At 48.6% G+C, this 15698-nt stretch carries 18 protein-coding genes and 1 pseudogene; 7 read left to right on the top strand and 12 right to left on the bottom strand.

All coding sequences use genetic code 11. The features are described 5' to 3' along the window. Window positions 1-44: 44 nt before the first annotated feature. Window positions 45-167, top strand: coding sequence for a hypothetical protein (locus tag ACKX14_RS05625; RefSeq protein WP_422445510.1), 123 nt, complete (start codon window positions 45-47; stop codon window positions 165-167). A 43-nt stretch (window positions 168-210) separates the two neighbouring features. Here the strand turns inward: ACKX14_RS05625 and ACKX14_RS05620 are convergent, their stop codons facing one another. From ACKX14_RS05620 to ACKX14_RS05610, 3 genes are read right to left on the bottom strand one after another with little or no spacing between them, the layout of a single operon-like run. Further along, window positions 211-399 (bottom strand): hypothetical protein, encoded by a 189-nt coding sequence (locus ACKX14_RS05620; protein ID WP_422445508.1) that lies wholly within the window; start codon window positions 397-399, stop codon window positions 211-213. Continuing rightward, window positions 386-724, bottom strand: a complete 339-nt coding sequence (locus ACKX14_RS05615) for a hypothetical protein (RefSeq protein WP_422445506.1) — start codon at window positions 722-724, stop codon at window positions 386-388. The genes ACKX14_RS05620 and ACKX14_RS05615 overlap by 14 nt, the downstream gene beginning before the upstream one ends. Next, entirely contained in the window at window positions 690-1901 is a 1212-nt protein-coding gene (locus ACKX14_RS05610; RefSeq protein ID WP_422445504.1) for a S8 family peptidase, read from the bottom strand. Before ACKX14_RS05610 ends, ACKX14_RS05615 begins: the two co-directional genes overlap by 35 nt. A gap of 112 nt (window positions 1902-2013) precedes the next feature. Here ACKX14_RS05610 and ACKX14_RS05605 point away from each other — a divergent pair, with 112 nt between their 5' ends. The 3 genes and pseudogenes from ACKX14_RS05605 to ACKX14_RS05595 form a co-directional block, all read left to right on the top strand. After that, on the top strand, window positions 2014-2466 hold the full coding sequence (locus ACKX14_RS05605) for a hypothetical protein (RefSeq protein WP_422445502.1): 453 nt from the start codon (window positions 2014-2016) through the stop codon (window positions 2464-2466). 567 nt (window positions 2467-3033) lie between these two features. After that, complete coding sequence (locus ACKX14_RS05600; protein WP_422445500.1) at window positions 3034-3753, top strand: pseudouridine synthase; 720 nt, start codon at window positions 3034-3036, stop codon at window positions 3751-3753. Beyond that, window positions 3719-3892: pseudogene (locus ACKX14_RS05595) on the top strand (hypothetical protein); the annotation flags it as partial. The gene ACKX14_RS05600 and the pseudogene ACKX14_RS05595, both read left to right, overlap by 35 nt. Window positions 3893-4159: 267 nt before the next feature. Here the strand turns inward: ACKX14_RS05595 and ACKX14_RS05590 are convergent. Next, the gene (locus ACKX14_RS05590; RefSeq protein ID WP_422445498.1) at window positions 4160-5581 is read right to left on the bottom strand and encodes an FMN-binding protein; all 1422 of its coding nucleotides are present in this window, start codon (window positions 5579-5581) and stop codon (window positions 4160-4162) included. 223 nt (window positions 5582-5804) lie between these two features. Here ACKX14_RS05590 and ychF point away from each other — a divergent pair, with 223 nt between their 5' ends. Next, on the top strand, window positions 5805-6899 hold the full coding sequence (gene ychF / locus ACKX14_RS05585) for a redox-regulated ATPase YchF (protein WP_422445496.1): 1095 nt from the start codon (window positions 5805-5807) through the stop codon (window positions 6897-6899). A gap of 4 nt (window positions 6900-6903) precedes the next feature. On the opposite strand, the gene ACKX14_RS05580 is transcribed toward ychF, so the two are convergent. Both ACKX14_RS05580 and ACKX14_RS05575 read right to left on the bottom strand, forming a co-directional pair. Continuing rightward, on the bottom strand, window positions 6904-7920 hold the full coding sequence (locus tag ACKX14_RS05580; protein WP_422445494.1) for an alpha-hydroxy-acid oxidizing protein: 1017 nt from the start codon (window positions 7918-7920) through the stop codon (window positions 6904-6906). A gap of 29 nt (window positions 7921-7949) precedes the next feature. Continuing rightward, window positions 7950-8879, bottom strand: coding sequence for a DMT family transporter (locus ACKX14_RS05575; RefSeq protein WP_422445492.1), 930 nt, complete (start codon window positions 8877-8879; stop codon window positions 7950-7952). Between the two features lie 177 nt (window positions 8880-9056). On the opposite strand from ACKX14_RS05575, the gene ACKX14_RS05570 reads away from it, so the two are divergent. After that, window positions 9057-10181, top strand: coding sequence for a hypothetical protein (locus tag ACKX14_RS05570; protein ID WP_422445490.1), 1125 nt, complete (start codon window positions 9057-9059; stop codon window positions 10179-10181). 54 nt (window positions 10182-10235) lie between these two features. On the opposite strand, the gene ACKX14_RS05565 is transcribed toward ACKX14_RS05570, so the two are convergent. Together ACKX14_RS05565 and ACKX14_RS05560 are read right to left on the bottom strand one after the other, a co-directional pair. Continuing rightward, entirely contained in the window at window positions 10236-10646 is a 411-nt protein-coding gene (locus ACKX14_RS05565) for a PIN domain-containing protein (protein ID WP_422445488.1), read from the bottom strand. Further along, a complete protein-coding gene (locus ACKX14_RS05560) occupies window positions 10630-10863 on the bottom strand; it encodes a type II toxin-antitoxin system Phd/YefM family antitoxin (protein WP_422445486.1) in 234 nt (77 codons plus the stop codon). Before ACKX14_RS05560 ends, ACKX14_RS05565 begins: the two co-directional genes overlap by 17 nt. Before the next feature lie 201 nt (window positions 10864-11064). Between ACKX14_RS05560 and ACKX14_RS05555 the strand changes: the two genes are divergently transcribed. Next, window positions 11065-12033: a LysM peptidoglycan-binding domain-containing protein gene (locus tag ACKX14_RS05555; protein ID WP_422445484.1), complete on the top strand. Its 969-nt coding sequence runs from the start codon at window positions 11065-11067 to the stop codon at window positions 12031-12033. A 178-nt stretch (window positions 12034-12211) separates the two neighbouring features. On the opposite strand, the gene ACKX14_RS05550 is transcribed toward ACKX14_RS05555, so the two are convergent. From ACKX14_RS05550 to ACKX14_RS05535, 4 genes are all read right to left on the bottom strand, one after another. Further along, window positions 12212-12901 carry a class II aldolase/adducin family protein gene (locus ACKX14_RS05550; RefSeq protein ID WP_422445482.1) on the bottom strand — a complete coding sequence of 230 codons (690 nt, stop codon included), beginning with the start codon at window positions 12899-12901 and terminating at the stop codon, window positions 12212-12214. Between the two features lie 15 nt (window positions 12902-12916). Beyond that, window positions 12917-13852, bottom strand: coding sequence for a 1-phosphofructokinase family hexose kinase (locus ACKX14_RS05545; protein WP_422445480.1), 936 nt, complete (start codon window positions 13850-13852; stop codon window positions 12917-12919). A gap of 152 nt (window positions 13853-14004) precedes the next feature. Continuing rightward, complete coding sequence (locus ACKX14_RS05540; RefSeq protein WP_422445478.1) at window positions 14005-15372, bottom strand: PTS galactitol transporter subunit IIC; 1368 nt, start codon at window positions 15370-15372, stop codon at window positions 14005-14007. Window positions 15373-15376: 4 nt separating this feature from the next. Then, window positions 15377-15667 (bottom strand): PTS sugar transporter subunit IIB, encoded by a 291-nt coding sequence (locus ACKX14_RS05535; protein WP_422445476.1) that lies wholly within the window; start codon window positions 15665-15667, stop codon window positions 15377-15379. Between the last annotated feature and the right edge of the window lie 31 nt (window positions 15668-15698).

Genomic DNA, 15698 nt, shown 5'->3' with positions numbered 1-15698 from the left:
GGGGCCTTACAAATCAACCAATCTAAAAAGGGAGGTGAAGTTGAATGGCTGATGTGATGAAGCCCGATCCCGGGTTCTTCTGGTGGATTTTCATATTGATCCCCATCATAATCATAATCCCACTCTTGTTCTTCATAATAATCCCGATCTGGTCTGCAGCAAAATAAAAAATTTTAGAAAGCCCTGGATATCCAGGGCTTTCTAATTTGACTAGGGCCTGAAAGCAGTATCTATGGCCAAATCTAAAAAAGCGGTAATCAACAGAAATGTTACCCCTATTATACTGATTATGTCACCTATGATTATCAGCGTCCTGGCCTGAGGCGGCTGCTGCGGCGTTTCATCGGGTTTTCTTCTGCGACCGTCTTTTGATACGTCAACCAATTTAAGGTTTTCCACTGGTCTCCCCTCTCTCCTTCCAGCTCTGGAGAAGGTTCTTCAGGTCCTGGGGCATGGGGGTGGCGGTGACTGTGTCGGAAATTTGAAAGATGAAGTCGGCCAGCATTTTTTTCATTTCCGGCGGGAAGTTGTCAGTCATGCTTTTTACCATCTGGGCGGCGGCTTCGGGGGTCAGGTCTTCTTTTATCCCCGCTTCCTTGATTATTTCCTTTACAGTTTCCGGATTGTCCGGCGTCACCCCGAATTTTTTCAATACCTCGCCCACGCTTTCGGGTTTCATCTGTGTGTTCTTAATCTCCTTCTTCAGCTCCTCGAGCTTGCTCATGATGGAATCCTCCCTTATATTTTTTTATACTACCCACCGCCCTTGAGGCGTTTAAAAGGCCCGCCCCCTGTTTTTCTCTGGGAAGGCCTATGTCCCGGGCGGTGGATGATATCCTGGCCTTTACGCCGTCTACATTCATCCCGGACCTGGAAAGCATGAGAGCCACCGTGCCCGTTACGTGCGGAGTGGCCATGGAAGTCCCGCTCATGGCCTTGTAGCTTCCGCCTTTGTAGGTGGATGGAATGTCGACCCCCGGTGCGATGACATCAATCTCCGGTCCTCTGCTGGAAAAACTCGCGGCTTTATCGTTTATATCCGACGCGGCCACGGCGATGACTTCCTGATATTTGGCCGGGTACATTACGGAATTATCCTTGCCGGTATTGCCTGCGGCCGCCACCATTACTATATTATGCCGGTAGACTTCCTGAATTGCCCTCTCCAGCGCTTTACTTTGCAGACTGAATCCAAAACTCATGTTTATCACGTGGACTTTCTTTTCCACGCACCAGTTGAGGGCTTCGACGATGTCGGACACCTGTCCGCGGCCGTTTTTATCAAATGCTTTTACGGAATAGATTTCTGCCTTTGGAGCGACGCCAACCACCCCTATGTTGTTGTCTACCGCCGCTATGATGCCCGCCACATGGGTGCCGTGCCCGTTGTCGTCTTCGATGTTTTTGCAGTCCAGCACCCCAAAGGTCTCTTTTATGTTATCCTTTAAATCGGGATGAGACAGGTCGATGCCGGTGTCGATTATGCCCACTCTGACCCCCTCCCCCGCGGTCCTGCTCCATGCATCCGGGGCCTCAATTTTTTCGACGCCCCATGGCAGGGTTTGACCTTTTTTTCGTATAAAAACAGGTCTGGATGGAAGGACCTGGATTTTGGCCACGTAATCGTCTTCTATAAATTCGATGATGGAATCATCGGACAATAGGATGCCGGCTTCGGTGACGGAGGGGTCAATTTCACACAGGCAGGCGTTGGCCAGAGGTAAGTGTTTTTTAATTTTTATGCCGTATTCCTCCAGCAGCCGCTGGTTTTCCTCCGCCGTGGTCAATCCGGGTTTGAAGCCCACTATTTTCCGTCGTGCGGCACTTGCCCTTTTTTGACTTAAAATCTGGGCTCCCGCCAAACCCATCAAAAAGTAGTAATATATCAAAATGGGAAGCAAATGATAGACCCCCTTCCTCGTATTCTTGATAATAAAATATTCACAGGGGCAACTTTTGGTGATTATGCATATTATACAGTAGGCTAAAAGTGGGGAGGAAAGGAGGTTTTCCATGACAAAGGAAGAACTGGAAAAGGCTCTAAGCGAAGTCGAAGCCCAGAGAAATTTGATAAAAAAGGAATTAAAAAAGTTTGAGGAGACCGGCGGCACTTTGGACTATGACAAAGAAGGTGATAAAAAAGGTGAAAAAAATGAAGGCCCCGCCACCATGGCGGCCATGACAAAAAACATCCTGCGCCAGGCCATTGCCACCGGAAATTTAAAAAACACCATGGAAAGGATTTCCGGATCTCTGGATTTCGCAAAGACGACGGTCACAACCTTTTCTCAGATAGTGGAAAAAGCCCAGGAAAAGCTGGAAGGAAAGACCGAGGAAATCATGGGTGCGGGAGGCATTACCTTCAGAAGCGACATGTGGGTCCCCATGTTCCTGAGCCTCATGCAAACCCAGGAATTCCAGCACCTGATAGCGAACATGCTGGTGCAAATAATTAAAGAAGGGTAAGTGCAGTATAAGTGTCAATATGCAATATAAGTGCATATGATGTATCAGGGCTGAAATAAGGCCAAAATTTGAAAGGAGGAATTATCAATGACACAAGAACTTCTTTGGTGGATATTTCCGATAATAATCATCATCGTGATCCCGATATTCTTTATATTCTTCCTGGTACCCATCTGGGGCAAATAAACCGGGAAAAAAGGAGCCGCCCTGGAACGGTCCATAAGGGACAATCCATACGGGACAAAATGCATACAGTTGAACACACAGAATGAAGGGAACCCCCGTGCGGGGTTCCTTATTTTGTCCGCAAATGCCGTAAAAGCCGAATCCAAAGCCGTTCTGCAGCCGGTTCCTTCACCGGCTTTGCCCAAACGAGCGGCAATTCAGCCGAAATTTGGCCGAAATAATGTCTCTGTGCCGGAAGCAAAATGATGCCGGTGAATTTGAAAGCCGGTGTTTGAAACGGTATAATTGGGGTAGAAAGTCATTTTACCGGCTTTCTACTTCAAAACCGTGCAAAATATTATTTTGCAATGAGGCGGTAAAGTTAAAAGGAGTTCATAAGAAATGGGAAAAAAAGAGCGGCTGGACAGGATATTGAGCATGTCGGGCTTCGGCAGCCGAAAGGATGTAAAAAAGCTCATAAAACAGGGGGCCGTAACGGTAAACGGTGAAACGGCGAAGGACGCGGGTGCCCGGGTAGACCCTTTTCAAGATGACATACGGGTTTCGGGAGAATCCCTTCTCTTCAAAAAGCACATATACATAATGCTGAACAAACCCCGGGGGGTAATTTCTTCCACCAGAGACGAATCTCAAACCACAATCCTTGATTTGCTGGAGGGGGAGTATTTTCACAGGGAGCTCTTCCCCGTGGGGCGGCTTGACAAAGACGCCGAAGGCCTGATTCTGCTCACCGACGACGGGCAGCTGGCCCACAGGCTGCTTTCTCCGAAAAACAAGGTCGGCAAGGTCTACTATGTGGAGGTCCGCGGGAAACTGGACGAATCCGATGTGGAGGCTTTCAGGTCGGGAATCGCGCTGGAGGACTTCACCGCTCTGCCGGCGGAACTCACCGTACTGGAGGCGGGCGCTACCTCCAGAGCGGTCCTGAAGATATATGAGGGCAAGTTCCACCAGGTAAAAAGGATGATGCAGGCCCGGGGAAAAGAAGTAATTTATCTGAAACGCATCGCCATGGGGCCGCTGGAGCTGGATGAGAACCTTGCGCCGGGCCAGTGGCGGGAGCTTTCTGAGGAGGAAGTCGAAAAGCTGGAGCGATGCTGAGGCAGAGGTATTGCACGCCGGAGCTGGAGAGCTTTTTTGCTGCGGCAAACCCATGGTAAGGCTTACGGAGAACACCGTGGATGCCACCCGGGAAAAACACGTCCCGGTAATAGAAAAGGTTGACGGCGGGTATAAAGTGTTCTTTATACAAAGCAAAGTGTTTTTAAACTCTTTTCGACATCTTTTATCATTTCATAATGCTTATCCTGATGGACTAAAATGCAGTCGTATATTAAAGCCCATGTTGCAATCAGGACATCGGTCAGCGGTATATTTATCCCCTTCCGGTGTAGAGTAAAATTTAGAAATGCGGTTTTATCCCATACAGCGGATTCCTTTTGACATATATTTTAACCATAAAAAAGGCGCTATATTCAAGCGCCGTTTGGCCCGAAACAGAACAGGCTCACCGTCTGGCGCTTTCCATGGCCCTTTTCACCGCCTCCCGGTATTTCAGTGAGCTGCGGGTGGCGCCGGCCACGATATCCACCTCCCAGGAGCTGGCCTTTACAAACTTTTCCGGGAGCTCTTCGTGGGCCCTGCGGGAAGGCTCGTAAGGGTAACTTTCAAAGTCTTTGAGCCGGCCCTTCTCGTCGATATCCTTCAGCACCACATCCCGAATTTCGCCGTCTTCCATTGTAACCACCGCCACGCAGTAGCCGTGCTCATCGGCGCTGGACCTGGCCTGGAATACGCCGTCGAAATATTCTTCGCCCTCCCGTGCCCACGAGGCCTTGATCAGGGCCCTTTCCACCGCCTGGCTGTAATGCCGGCTGCTGCGGGTGGCGCCGGTTACTGCATCGACCGCGGCGGACTGGGCTGCAATGAAAGCCCAGGGAAGCTCTCTGTTGGCATTGACGGAGGGCTCGTATTCGTATGAGGAAAAATCCTTTTCCACCGAGAGTTCATTGAACTCCCGGAGTCTGACGTCGACCATGACACCGTTTTCCACGGTGACCCTGGCTTCCGCATATCCCTGGTGGTCGGCGTCGGATACGGCGGTGTAGGTCCCGTCGATTAAATCCGGCAGAGAGCTTCGTATTTCGGCTTTGGCCAGGGCGTTTCTCACCGCCTCTTTATATTTTTCGGTGCTGTGCGTTGCGCCGGTGAAGTTGTCGATGTCGGGGGAATTTTTCTCGATAAAGCGGGCGGGCAATTCCACATAGGCTTTTCTCGAGGGTTCATAGGGATATGTGGTAAAATCTTTAAATTCTCCCTTTTCGTCCACTTCTTTTATTTCCACACCGACAATCCTGTCGTTTTCAATCCTGACCAGGGCTATGCCGTAGCCGTGGTTGTCGGCCCTGGACCGGCCCTGAAAGGTGCCGTTAAAGTAAATGCGGGAAGGCTTTTCTTTTCTCGCCCTGGCAAGGGCCCTTTCCACAGCCTGCCTGTAACGGGCGGAACTGGCGGTGGCTCCGGCAACGCCTTCCACGTAAGGGCTGCCGGCGTCTTTAATCTTCTGCGGCAGGACGACATGGGCCCTCACCGACGGCTCGTATTCATAGGCGGAAAAGTCTTTTTCAACGGAAAGCTCGGTGAATTCCTTCAGTACCACATCCGTAATCCTGTCGTTTTCCACGGTTACCACGGCCATGCCGTAGCCGTGATCGGAAGCGTCGGAGTAGCCTATGAAGGTGCCGTTGTTGTAAACTTTTCCGGTATTCTGGATTACCGGCTCTTGGAGAGGGGGGGTTCGCCCTGAGACCCCCGGATTTTTCCCGCAGCCGGCAACCGCCGGAATTATTGCGGAGATTAAAATGACAGCATAGATTAAATTTAATCTTGCAACATTTTTTATTATTCTGATCAATTTTGAATTTTTCATTGCAACTAACTCCCGGCCCTTTAATGTTTTTTTACAGCTGCCTTACTAGAATCTTAATACTTGTATAATCCCGTGTCAATGTATAAAGGCCAACCGTTTTTCCCCACATTCGCGGATGTCTTTTTGCCGGAAAGGAGCTTATTGTTTACTTTAAATCCCGGCGCTGGTATAATTAATTGGACAGGATAATCCGGTAGAATTTTTGTTTGAGGGGAAGAGCAATATGCAGATAGGTATAGTGGGGCTGCCCAATGTGGGAAAAAGCACCCTTTTTAATGCCATTACAAAGGCGGGGGCCGAATGCGCCAATTATCCCTTCTGCACCATTGAGCCCAATGTGGGCGTGGTGGCGGTCCCCGATGAAAGGCTCGAGAAGCTGGCGGAGATGGAGCACCCCCAGAAGGTGACTCCGGCCACCATTGAGTTTGTGGACATCGCCGGGCTGGTCAAAGGCGCCAGCCGCGGCGAGGGTCTGGGCAATAAATTCCTCTCCCACATCCGGGAAGTGGACGCCATAGCCCATGTGGTGAGATGTTTCGAAGACCCCAACGTGGTTCATGTGGAGGGCGGGGTTGACCCCATCAGGGATATTGAAACAATAAACCTGGAGCTAATTTTTGCGGACCTGGAAGTCCTGGAAAGGCGCATAGACCGTGTGAAGAAACAGGCCAAATCCGGCGAAAAGCGGTACCTTCAGGAGCTTTCGGTGCTGGAGAGGTTGAAAGAGGGCCTGGAGCAAAACCGCCCCGCCAGAGTCCTGGAATTTTCCGAAGAAGAAAAGGAGATGGTAAAGCAGGTATTTTTGCTTACATCCAAGCCGGTAATCTACGTCGCCAACATATCCGAAGACGACCTGATAGCAGGCGGGGAAAACCAATATGTGAAAAAGGTCAGGGAGTATGCCGCATCGGAAGGGTCCGAAGTAATCCCCATATGCGCGAAAGTCGAAGCTGAACTGGCAGAGCTTGCCGAGGATGAGAAAAATGAGCTTTTGAAAGAATACGGCCTGTCCGAACCCGGTCTGAACAGGCTCATCAAGGCGGGCTACCGGCTTCTGGGCCTCATCACCTTTCTCACGGCCGGCCCCAAGGAAGTCAGGGCCTGGACCATTAAAGAAGGCACCAGGGCGCCCCAGGCCGCCGGAAAAATCCACAGCGATTTTGAGCGGGGGTTTATTCGCGCCGAGGTGGTATCCTACGACGACCTGATCGCCTGCGGCAGCCAGCAGGCCGCCCGGGAAAAGGGCCTGCTCCGGTCCGAGGGAAAGGACTACATTATGCGGGACGGGGATGTGGTGGTATTCAGGTTTAATGTATAATTATTTATTTATATATCACCCGCCCGGATATGTCCGCAAGGTTTTTGCAGCCGGTCAGAATCATGGCCTTTTTCAGTTCCGACGCCATGGTCTCCAGCACCAGTTTTACCCCTTCGGCGCCGCCGCCGTAAGCGCCTATAACCACGGGCCTTCCCACCAGCACCGCGTCGGCCCCCAGAGCGAGATATTTCAGCACATCCACACCCGAGCGGACGCCGCCGTCGGCAAAGATCGTTATCCTGCCCTTTACCCTTTCGGCTATGGCGGGCAGGACTTCGGCCGCTCCCGGCGTATGGTCCAGAATGCGTCCGCCGTGGTTTGACACCACAATGGCGGCTGCGCCCACCTCGCAGGCCAGTTCCGCTTCATCCACCGTCATGATGCCTTTGAGGATAAAGGGCAGGCCTGCTTTTGAAACGATTTCCTCCAGCTCCTTCCGGCTCTTGGGACCCACCGGCTGTCCCATTAAAGCCATGGTCACAAGGCCGGCGCCGTCCACATCCATGCCCGATGCGGCGGCACCTGCTTGGCGGGCATTTTTTGCCATTTCAAGGACCTTTTGATTTTCGCGGGGCTTTATGATGGCGATACCGTGCCCTCCTTCCTCTTTTATGGCCTTAAGCCCGGAATCGTAGAAAAGCGGGTCTCCTCCGTCACCGCACATGCCCATGGTGCCGGCCGCCCTGCTGCCGGAAATGACGGCTTTTATAAATTCTTCTTCAGTCAAGGCCCCTCCCATATTGTAGCTGCTGCCGGTGATAGGCGCCGCCAGGATGGGCATTGAAAGCTTTTGGCCGAACACCTCGAAGGTGATGTCCGGCTCTTTGGCATCGTGGATGGTCCTGAGGTTTAACTTCACCTTTGCCAGGGCGTCCACATTGGCCCGAAAGGCGGAACCGGTGCCCGTCCCGCCCATGCCGGGCACTTCACCGGCACAGGCGACCCCGTCGCACACCCGGCACACCCGGCAAAAGCCCTTCATCTTCTCTCTGGCCGTTTTTCTGATTTCTTCCATATTCAAGTCAATCATCTCCCTTAATTTAATTTTTGCTAATTTTTGCCCGCCCTGACCCGGTATTTTGAAGAAAAGTTTAACAAAGCCCGCCCGCCGGATGCGACGTAGACTCCAAACAGCACCGCCGCCCCGCCGAGCAGTGTGCGCAGGTTGGCGGGTTCATTCAAAAACAATATTCCTATGGTCACCGCAAAAAGGGGGTTTATATAGTTGAATACGGCCGTGCGGGACGCCCCGAGGGTTTTAACCCCCCGGTACCACATGAAATACCCGAAAGCCGAGCAGGTGACGGCCAGGTAAAGGGCCGAAGCCCACGTGGAGATGTGCATGGATTTGAAAGAGTTTATAAATGACGGTGCGAAGGCGAGCGGAAGCATGGTCAGGGTGCCGTAGATGTTTATGTGCGCCGTGACCACAAAGGGGTCGTATTTATCCACCAGGCTTTTGCCCAGCACCGTAAAAAGCGCCCATGCAACGGCGTTTGAAAGAATCAGGAGGTCTCCCGCCAGCGTATCCCTTCCGAGCGACATGTCCCCCCTGCCGGTAAAAATGGTAAATATGCCGGCAAAAGCTATTAAAGCTCCCAGAATTTTATCCGGGGTCAGGCGCTCCTGGTGAAACACCAGGGAGGAAATCAATGCCGTAAAGATGGGGCTTATGGCTATAATTATGGCGGTGTTTACCGTGGTGGTGAGCTTGAGGCCGGTATACTGGACGTAAAAATACGACGAAACCCCCAGTATGCCCAAAAACCAGAGCATGGGGCGGTCCCTTTTTTCTATGACGTTTCCCCTGTAATGCGTTTTCAGCAATGCGAAAAATATTATCGACGCCAGTGAAAACCTGAGCACCGCCAGACCCATGGGGGAAAGTTCCCTCAAGGCCTCCTTTGACACGGCAAAGGAGGTGCCCCAGAAGAAGGCCACGGCGAGGAGGCCCAGGTAGGTCTTTACCGTTGAATCCAAGCCAACACCTCCACCCTTCCATTATACACCCGGTGGGTTTTATTATAAAGGATATTTCGGGTTTTTGCAGAATATCTTATATTAAAAAAAAAGGGAGGAAAGCGTTTCGGCATCTCAGGCCTCGAAGGCAATTTAAAATGCGGGACAAACCGCCCGGATACCCGAAACGTTGGCAAGATGTTTCGAAATCTTTTTAGAAAGATTTTCCTACCATTAATCATTGTAATCTTTCTGTTTTCAAATTACAACCTTTTGTCAGGGGTTGCGGGGGCGCCCGGGGGACTTTCGTCAAAAGGCGCACAGCGTCAGCCTCTCGAAACCGCGGAACAAAAGCTCATTGAGGATATACTGGCACTGGACTCCAGGGTCCTGGCCCTGAAAAAACAGGTTAAAGAGCTTTCCGACCGTAACCGGGAACTCAAGAAAAACCTTGCACGAATGCGCTCCGAGCTTTCAAGGCTCAACGCCGAATTTAAAGATCGCCAGAATCGCCTGGCCCGCTGGATTGTCTTCAGCTACAAGGGCGGTATGGGCAATTTCCTCGCCGTGCTGGTGGGAGCGGAAGATATGGGGGATTTTTTTCGCCGGCTCGACAACATCCTTTTCTTCATGGAATACTATAATAATGTGATAACGGAGACCAGATCCCTCATTTCGCTCAGAAAACAGGAGGAATTAAATATCATGGAAAACCAAAAGCAAGTGGAAGCGCTGGAGGAACAGGCGAGGAGAGCATTGAAAGACATCCAGGAAACCCTCGCGCAAAAGCAGAGAGAACTGCAGCATGCCAGGATGGTGCTGAAGGATACGGCTTTCCTTGAGGAGATAAGCCGCAACTGGCAGGAGGCTCTGCCGTCCCTGGATTACCTGCTGAAAAATCTTTCGAAACTTCCCTGGAACAGCATTTCTCCGGATAATTTAAAAGTAAACTATTTTACCCTCACCGCCCGGGCCGAATTCACCGATGCCAGCCTTACCCGCAAACTTTTATCCGGAGATGAAAAATTGAAGAATGTGTATTTTAAATTCCACCCCGGCGGTGTCACGGTGGCGGAAAAAAAGCCGGAAAGCAGTGTTCCGACCTATTCCATAACCTGCACGATGGAACTTACCGAAGACCAGAAAATAAAATTCACCCCTACAAGTCTTGAATTTTCAGGGGTTACACTGCCTCCCAGGGTCATCCAGGAATTGATGGCCGATTACGATATGGTCTTCACCCCTCCTCCCATTCCATATGATCTGAAAATAACTTCCATAGAAATCGAGGAAGGGAAGCTGATAATGCTGTTGAAAAAATGAGCGGTTTTTTGGCTTTCCGGTGTAATAATGACTGGAAAGTTTTTTTATGAATTTTTACCGGTATAATTTCAGAAACTTTTCAGGTGAAATGGTTTTAACAGGGGAAATTTTAAAGTCTTTTTCGTTTCTTGTAACAATATAATTTGCCCTTATTTTTTTAGCACACTGCGCCTGAAGGGCATCTTCGTAATCGGAAAATGCCAGATCTAAAGCTTTTTTTATGTCGTACTTTCTCACACTGACCACATCGACAATTTCGAGCAACTTTTTAATGGCATCTTTACCGGATTCGCCGCCTATTCGCTTCCGTGCAATATAAAAAATATCTGTAATACTGGAAGCCGTTACGAAAGCGGAAATCTCTCCCCTTTCAGCCATCCTGAATATTTCCGCACCGTCTTTGTAAAAAGGATCTCTTTTTAAAAGAACATCGAGAATGATATTTGTATCAAGCAGGATCTTCATATTTTTTTAATCTTTCCTCTCTCTCTCTCTTCAAGTCTACGTTTTTGTCACCTTCCAGTATTCCGATAAGACTGTCTGTTATGGGGGTCTCATCTCCGTTCAAAGGGACAATCTTTGCAATTGATTTTCCGCTTCTGGTTATAATAATTTCTTGTTTTTTGGCTAATTTTAGATATTTGCCCATATTATTTTTAAATTGAGTGGCAGTGACTATCATAAATAACACCTCCTTCGGCTAATTATATTTTATTTAAACTAAACATTTTTTTCAACTGTATCATTGTTCAACTTTAAAATTTTCGGCCGCAGGCTTGATTGTGCTACGGGTTCAACTGAAAAAAGTATTACTGGTTAAATTTACTTGATGAAATGGGCTGGAGGTGTATAGTATAATTGTCCCAGAGAAAGGAGATGATGGATGGTGCAAAACATCAAAAAATCAATTGCGGCAGCTTTTTTGCTCGTCATTTTTCTTTTTCTGGGCGGCGGGGCTTACGCACAGGTTTACACCGTAAAGCCCGGTGACACGCTTTTTCTACTGAGCAGGAGAACCGGAATCCCGATGGACAAAATTAAGCTGGCCAATACCCTCGTTTCCGACAGGATTACCGCAGGGCAGGTTCTGCTTCTGCCGGAAAGGTACATAGTAAAACCCGGTGATACCCTGTATCTCATAAGCCGCCGGTTCGGTGTAAACCTGCAGGAGCTGAAAGATTTAAACGGCCTTGCTTCCGATGAAATTCTGGTGGGACAGGCCCTGTTCATACCGCAAAAGAGCCCTTACCAGAGAATTGCGGTTAAAAAAGGTGACACACTCTTTCTTATAGCGAGAGCCTACGGCGTGACTGTCCAGGACTTAAAAGATATCAACGGGCTGGTGAAGGATGAAATTTACCCGGGGATGAAACTTTTGATTCCACCAAAACCCCAGACGCCTGAACGCCCTCGGGATTTGAGCTCGAGAGGCGGTTTTGACAGGGACAGGTTGATGAAGGCGGGAGCGGGTATATACTATACCGCCGAAGAAAGGCTGCTGCTGGCCAAACTGATTCACGCCGAAGCCGAAGGAGAGCCGTACCTCGGGAAACTTGCGGTGGGGGCGGTGGTTATCAACAGAGTGAAAAGCCCGGATTTCCCGAATACCATCAAGGAAGTCATTTATCAGATCGATGAACTGGGATTGTACCAGTTCTCACCGGTGGAAGAGGGCAGGATAGCCTCCATAATCCCGGGCCAGGACTCCCTGAAAGCCGCCGATGAGGCGCTGGCGGGAAAAGACCCCACCGGTGGGGCGCTCTACTTCTTCAATCCATCCAAGACCAGAAATAAATGGCTTCTTGCAAAACCGGTGCTCTACAGAGTGGGAGAGCACGTTTTTACAAAGTAAAATAAGCCATGAATCAGATCGAATAGGAGGAGGCGGCTAGCCCCCTCCTATCATACTGCAGGACATTCGGCTCCGTATCCGCCGGTTTACCAAGCCGGACGAGTTTCGTGTTAACTTTACAACAAAGTAGAAAACAAAAGGCAGAACATTATTGTCTGCCAATTAAATTAATTATTTTTTACTCTCCGCTATCCGCTTCAGTGCTACTCGTGATAAAAAGGCGTGGGCTAAAATACTGCTGCACATTAGCCACCTTTAGAATCGGATTATTTTCCACTAAACTGCTGCAAAGGACAATATACGCGTTTGCCTCAAGTCTCTCGATTACATTATAGGCCTCTGAAAGAGTTCTGCCAACGGACATTACTCCGTGTCGTGCCAGCATAACCGCCATGCCCGAGCGATCCAGAGCTTCCTTCTTCCCTGCGAAATAATCCACAACAGCATCAGCTAATTCTGTAGAACAGGCTTTTTTATAGGGCAGCACTTCCACTATACCGTATTTGCGGGTGGCCTCAGTAACCGAAGGTAGAGGAACTTCTAGGCAAGCAAAGACCAAAAGATTTTTCGGATGGGCGTGGACACATGCATTTACCCGGGGTATTCTTTTTAATATGCCACAGTGCATGTTTATCTCCCTGCTTACCCTGCCTATTCCGTCAATAACATTCATGTCCAGATCAACCAGTATGAGATCATCAGGATTTAGTTTGCACCTTTTCTCTTCAGCCATTAAAGATGGCGTTATAAGTACTTCGTTTTCTCCTACTCTCAGAGAAACGTTTCCACCCACAGCATTGGTCATAAACCTGTCGAACATGTCATTTACGAGTTCGCATATTTCCTTTCTTTCTTTTAAATACTTCACTTTGATACCCCCAGTCTAATGATAGTAACTGATATTCACACTTTTTTCCAGGCGTTTCACCGTAGCCGGATCAAATTCCGAAGTTCTGTACAAAAGAGCCTTTGAAGCGCTCAAGGCCGCAGCAAAAGTAAAACATTCCTCCGTGCTTTTCCCCATTTTCATTTTATATAAGGCCCCCGCAAGGTATATATCGCCGCATCCGACAGTATTTACTACTTCTATATGGGGTAAAAAAATCTTTATAACTTCATTTTCTGTGAGGACGATAGAACCGTCTTTTCCCAGGGTAATGGCTACAACCTCTACTCCACCCTCGATTAGATTTTTTGCATTTTTTACTATATCTGTTTCATCAGTCATCTCATGGCCTACTAATTCCGAGAATTCCTTGCAGTTGATTTTTAGAAAATTTGGTGTTGATTTGGCACCTTCTCTTAAGTATTCACCGCTGGCGTCCAGCACAGTCTTTGCACCATTACTTTTAGATATGGCTATCAGTTCTCTGTAAACATTTTTGTCAAACCCGGGGCCGACCCCCCCGGAAAAAACCATGTAATCAGTTGACTTTGAGAGCTTATCTATTTTCTCGTAAAGTAGGGCAATATCTTTTCTATTAACTTCACTTCCTCTTTCGGTAATCATAAAATGCTTTTTATCTTTTAGCAAAACAATAATATAACTGGTTCTCACCTCCAGACTTTCAACCCATATAAAATCACACTTTACTCTCCTTTTTTCCAGAAGTTCGCACAGTTTCTCCCCACCTATACTTCCCATAATACCGGTTGCCACAGTTTCTATACCGAGGTCCGACAAAACGGCCGCAACATGAGTTCCCTTGCCACCGACATCAATTTCCTGTTGTTTTATCCTGGTATTTTCCCCATAATTGATCTCATCAAGTATCATAATCCTGTCTAGTGCAGGATTGAGAGTCACAGTACATATCAAAAAAGTCACCCCCTATTCTAGAAATTCAGTATTTTCTTCTTTGAAACTTCTTCGCCGGCAATAATGAATATTAAGGTGTGCCTCCAACTTTTTTCTTCGGCGGCCTGGGAGAATTCGCCTCCCCGACCGCCAAGGGCCATCGGCCTTGAAAATCACAGGCCGAGTCTTTCCTTAACCTCTCTCTCCCTTCTGGTCATGTGGTTCCAATAATACCATATGAGGAGGGCATAAAGCGGCAGAATTATAATACCCGGGAAAAGCTGGCCCTTAAAAATCAGACCTATCTGACTCATAAAGTATCTGAACTCGGGAGTTTCCATGCCGTTCCAAGTAATCAGCTGGTTGGACGGTATGTTGATCGTACCTACATGTCTGGCCAGCGATGTTATTACAGGTGCAAAGTAACTGGCCACCCACAGGTAAAGAGGCGTTGTAACAATACCCAGTACAATCATCCTGAACAGATCGCCCCGTGTTATTATTAAAGCAGGCACCGCAAAGCAGAGGTTAAGTATGCCGCCAAAAGGAAGGGTAGTATTTCCAGGCAGCAACACAGCCATTAGCAGTATAATAGGAACTAATACAATGGTAGTAACCCACAATGCCGGCTGACCGGCCAGGAAGGGCCAATCCAGCCCGATATAGAACTCCCTGCCGGGAAATCTGGACTTCATGAACTCCGCTGCGGCTTCCGAGATGGGGGCAAGAGCTTTCATGAAAAGGGCAGCCACCATTGGGAACAGTACAAGCGCAGTCGCTGCCTGCATACCTAAGGTAAGGGTGCCTTTGAAGTTATACCTGGCAAATAGAGCTATTATCAAACCGACTATGAATCCCAGAATGTGGTTTTCGGCAAATATACCCAATTTCTCCTTAAGCCCATCGGCATCCAGCTTGATTTTGTTTATCCCGGGTATAAAATCCAATAGTCTGTTCAGCGGCGCGATTATAACACCAGTGAGAGCCATGCTATGAGGAAGAGCTATACCGGGAATGTTCGTTATTTCGTAGACCTGCTTCTGAGTCAGATCTGCATTTTTCAATTCGAAGACCACCTGGATCGCACAAACAATAAATGCTATAGGAAGACTTCCGGTAATTCCTGCCACCAGAACTCCTGTAAAAACTTTGTTCCAAACATTCCACATATCAACGTTAAGACAGTTGGTCCATCCCAAAGCCAGCATTATGAGGTTAATCGCGATCTGGATCGGGAATATTAAAAATGCGTAGGGCCACGCCCATGCAATGGCGGCGTTGGGAGTCCATCCCAGGTCCAGGGCATTTAACTGAATTCCCGTGTTCTTGACGAATGCATTGGCAGCGGGTGATATGGCCCCGAACATAAAGTCAAGTATTACCGACATCCCCAAAAATGCAACACCGAGGGTGAGAGCTGCAGAAAGCGCTTTTGTAAACTTCATCCTTATAATCAGACCCAGGATCAGCATCACAAAAGGTAAAAAAACAGCCGGTCCTAGGTTAAGGATATACTGAATAACGTCTTTAAAAGAATTCATACTTCTACCTCCCGTTTCTTAAAATCCTCTCCAGTTCATCCATAGCTTTATCCATGCCAACCCCGGTAAGAAACGGTATGCCGCTAATAGTAGGCACTCCATAATCCGTCCTATCATACGGCGCTATGGAGATAAAGACATTGGCTCCCTTTAAGTAATCTTTAAGAGATTTAAAATCTACAGCCATTACCTCCACATCAATCTTCCGCTGTTTGCACAGATCCTTCACCTTTTCAGCTACCGTATTGGAAGTAGCCACCCCTGATCCGCATGCCACTACTATTCTTTTTTTCATAAGCCTACTCTCCTCCTCAGAAAATATGTGA

Origin of the sequence: Thermorhabdus hydrogeniformans (assembly GCF_049310025.1) — a bacterium.
Lineage (GTDB): Bacteria > Bacillota > Thermosediminibacteria > Thermosediminibacterales > Tepidanaerobacteraceae > JBJYKD01.
The sequence above is the reverse complement of the archived record's forward strand: the minus strand, read 5'-3'. Positions and strand labels throughout refer to the sequence as shown.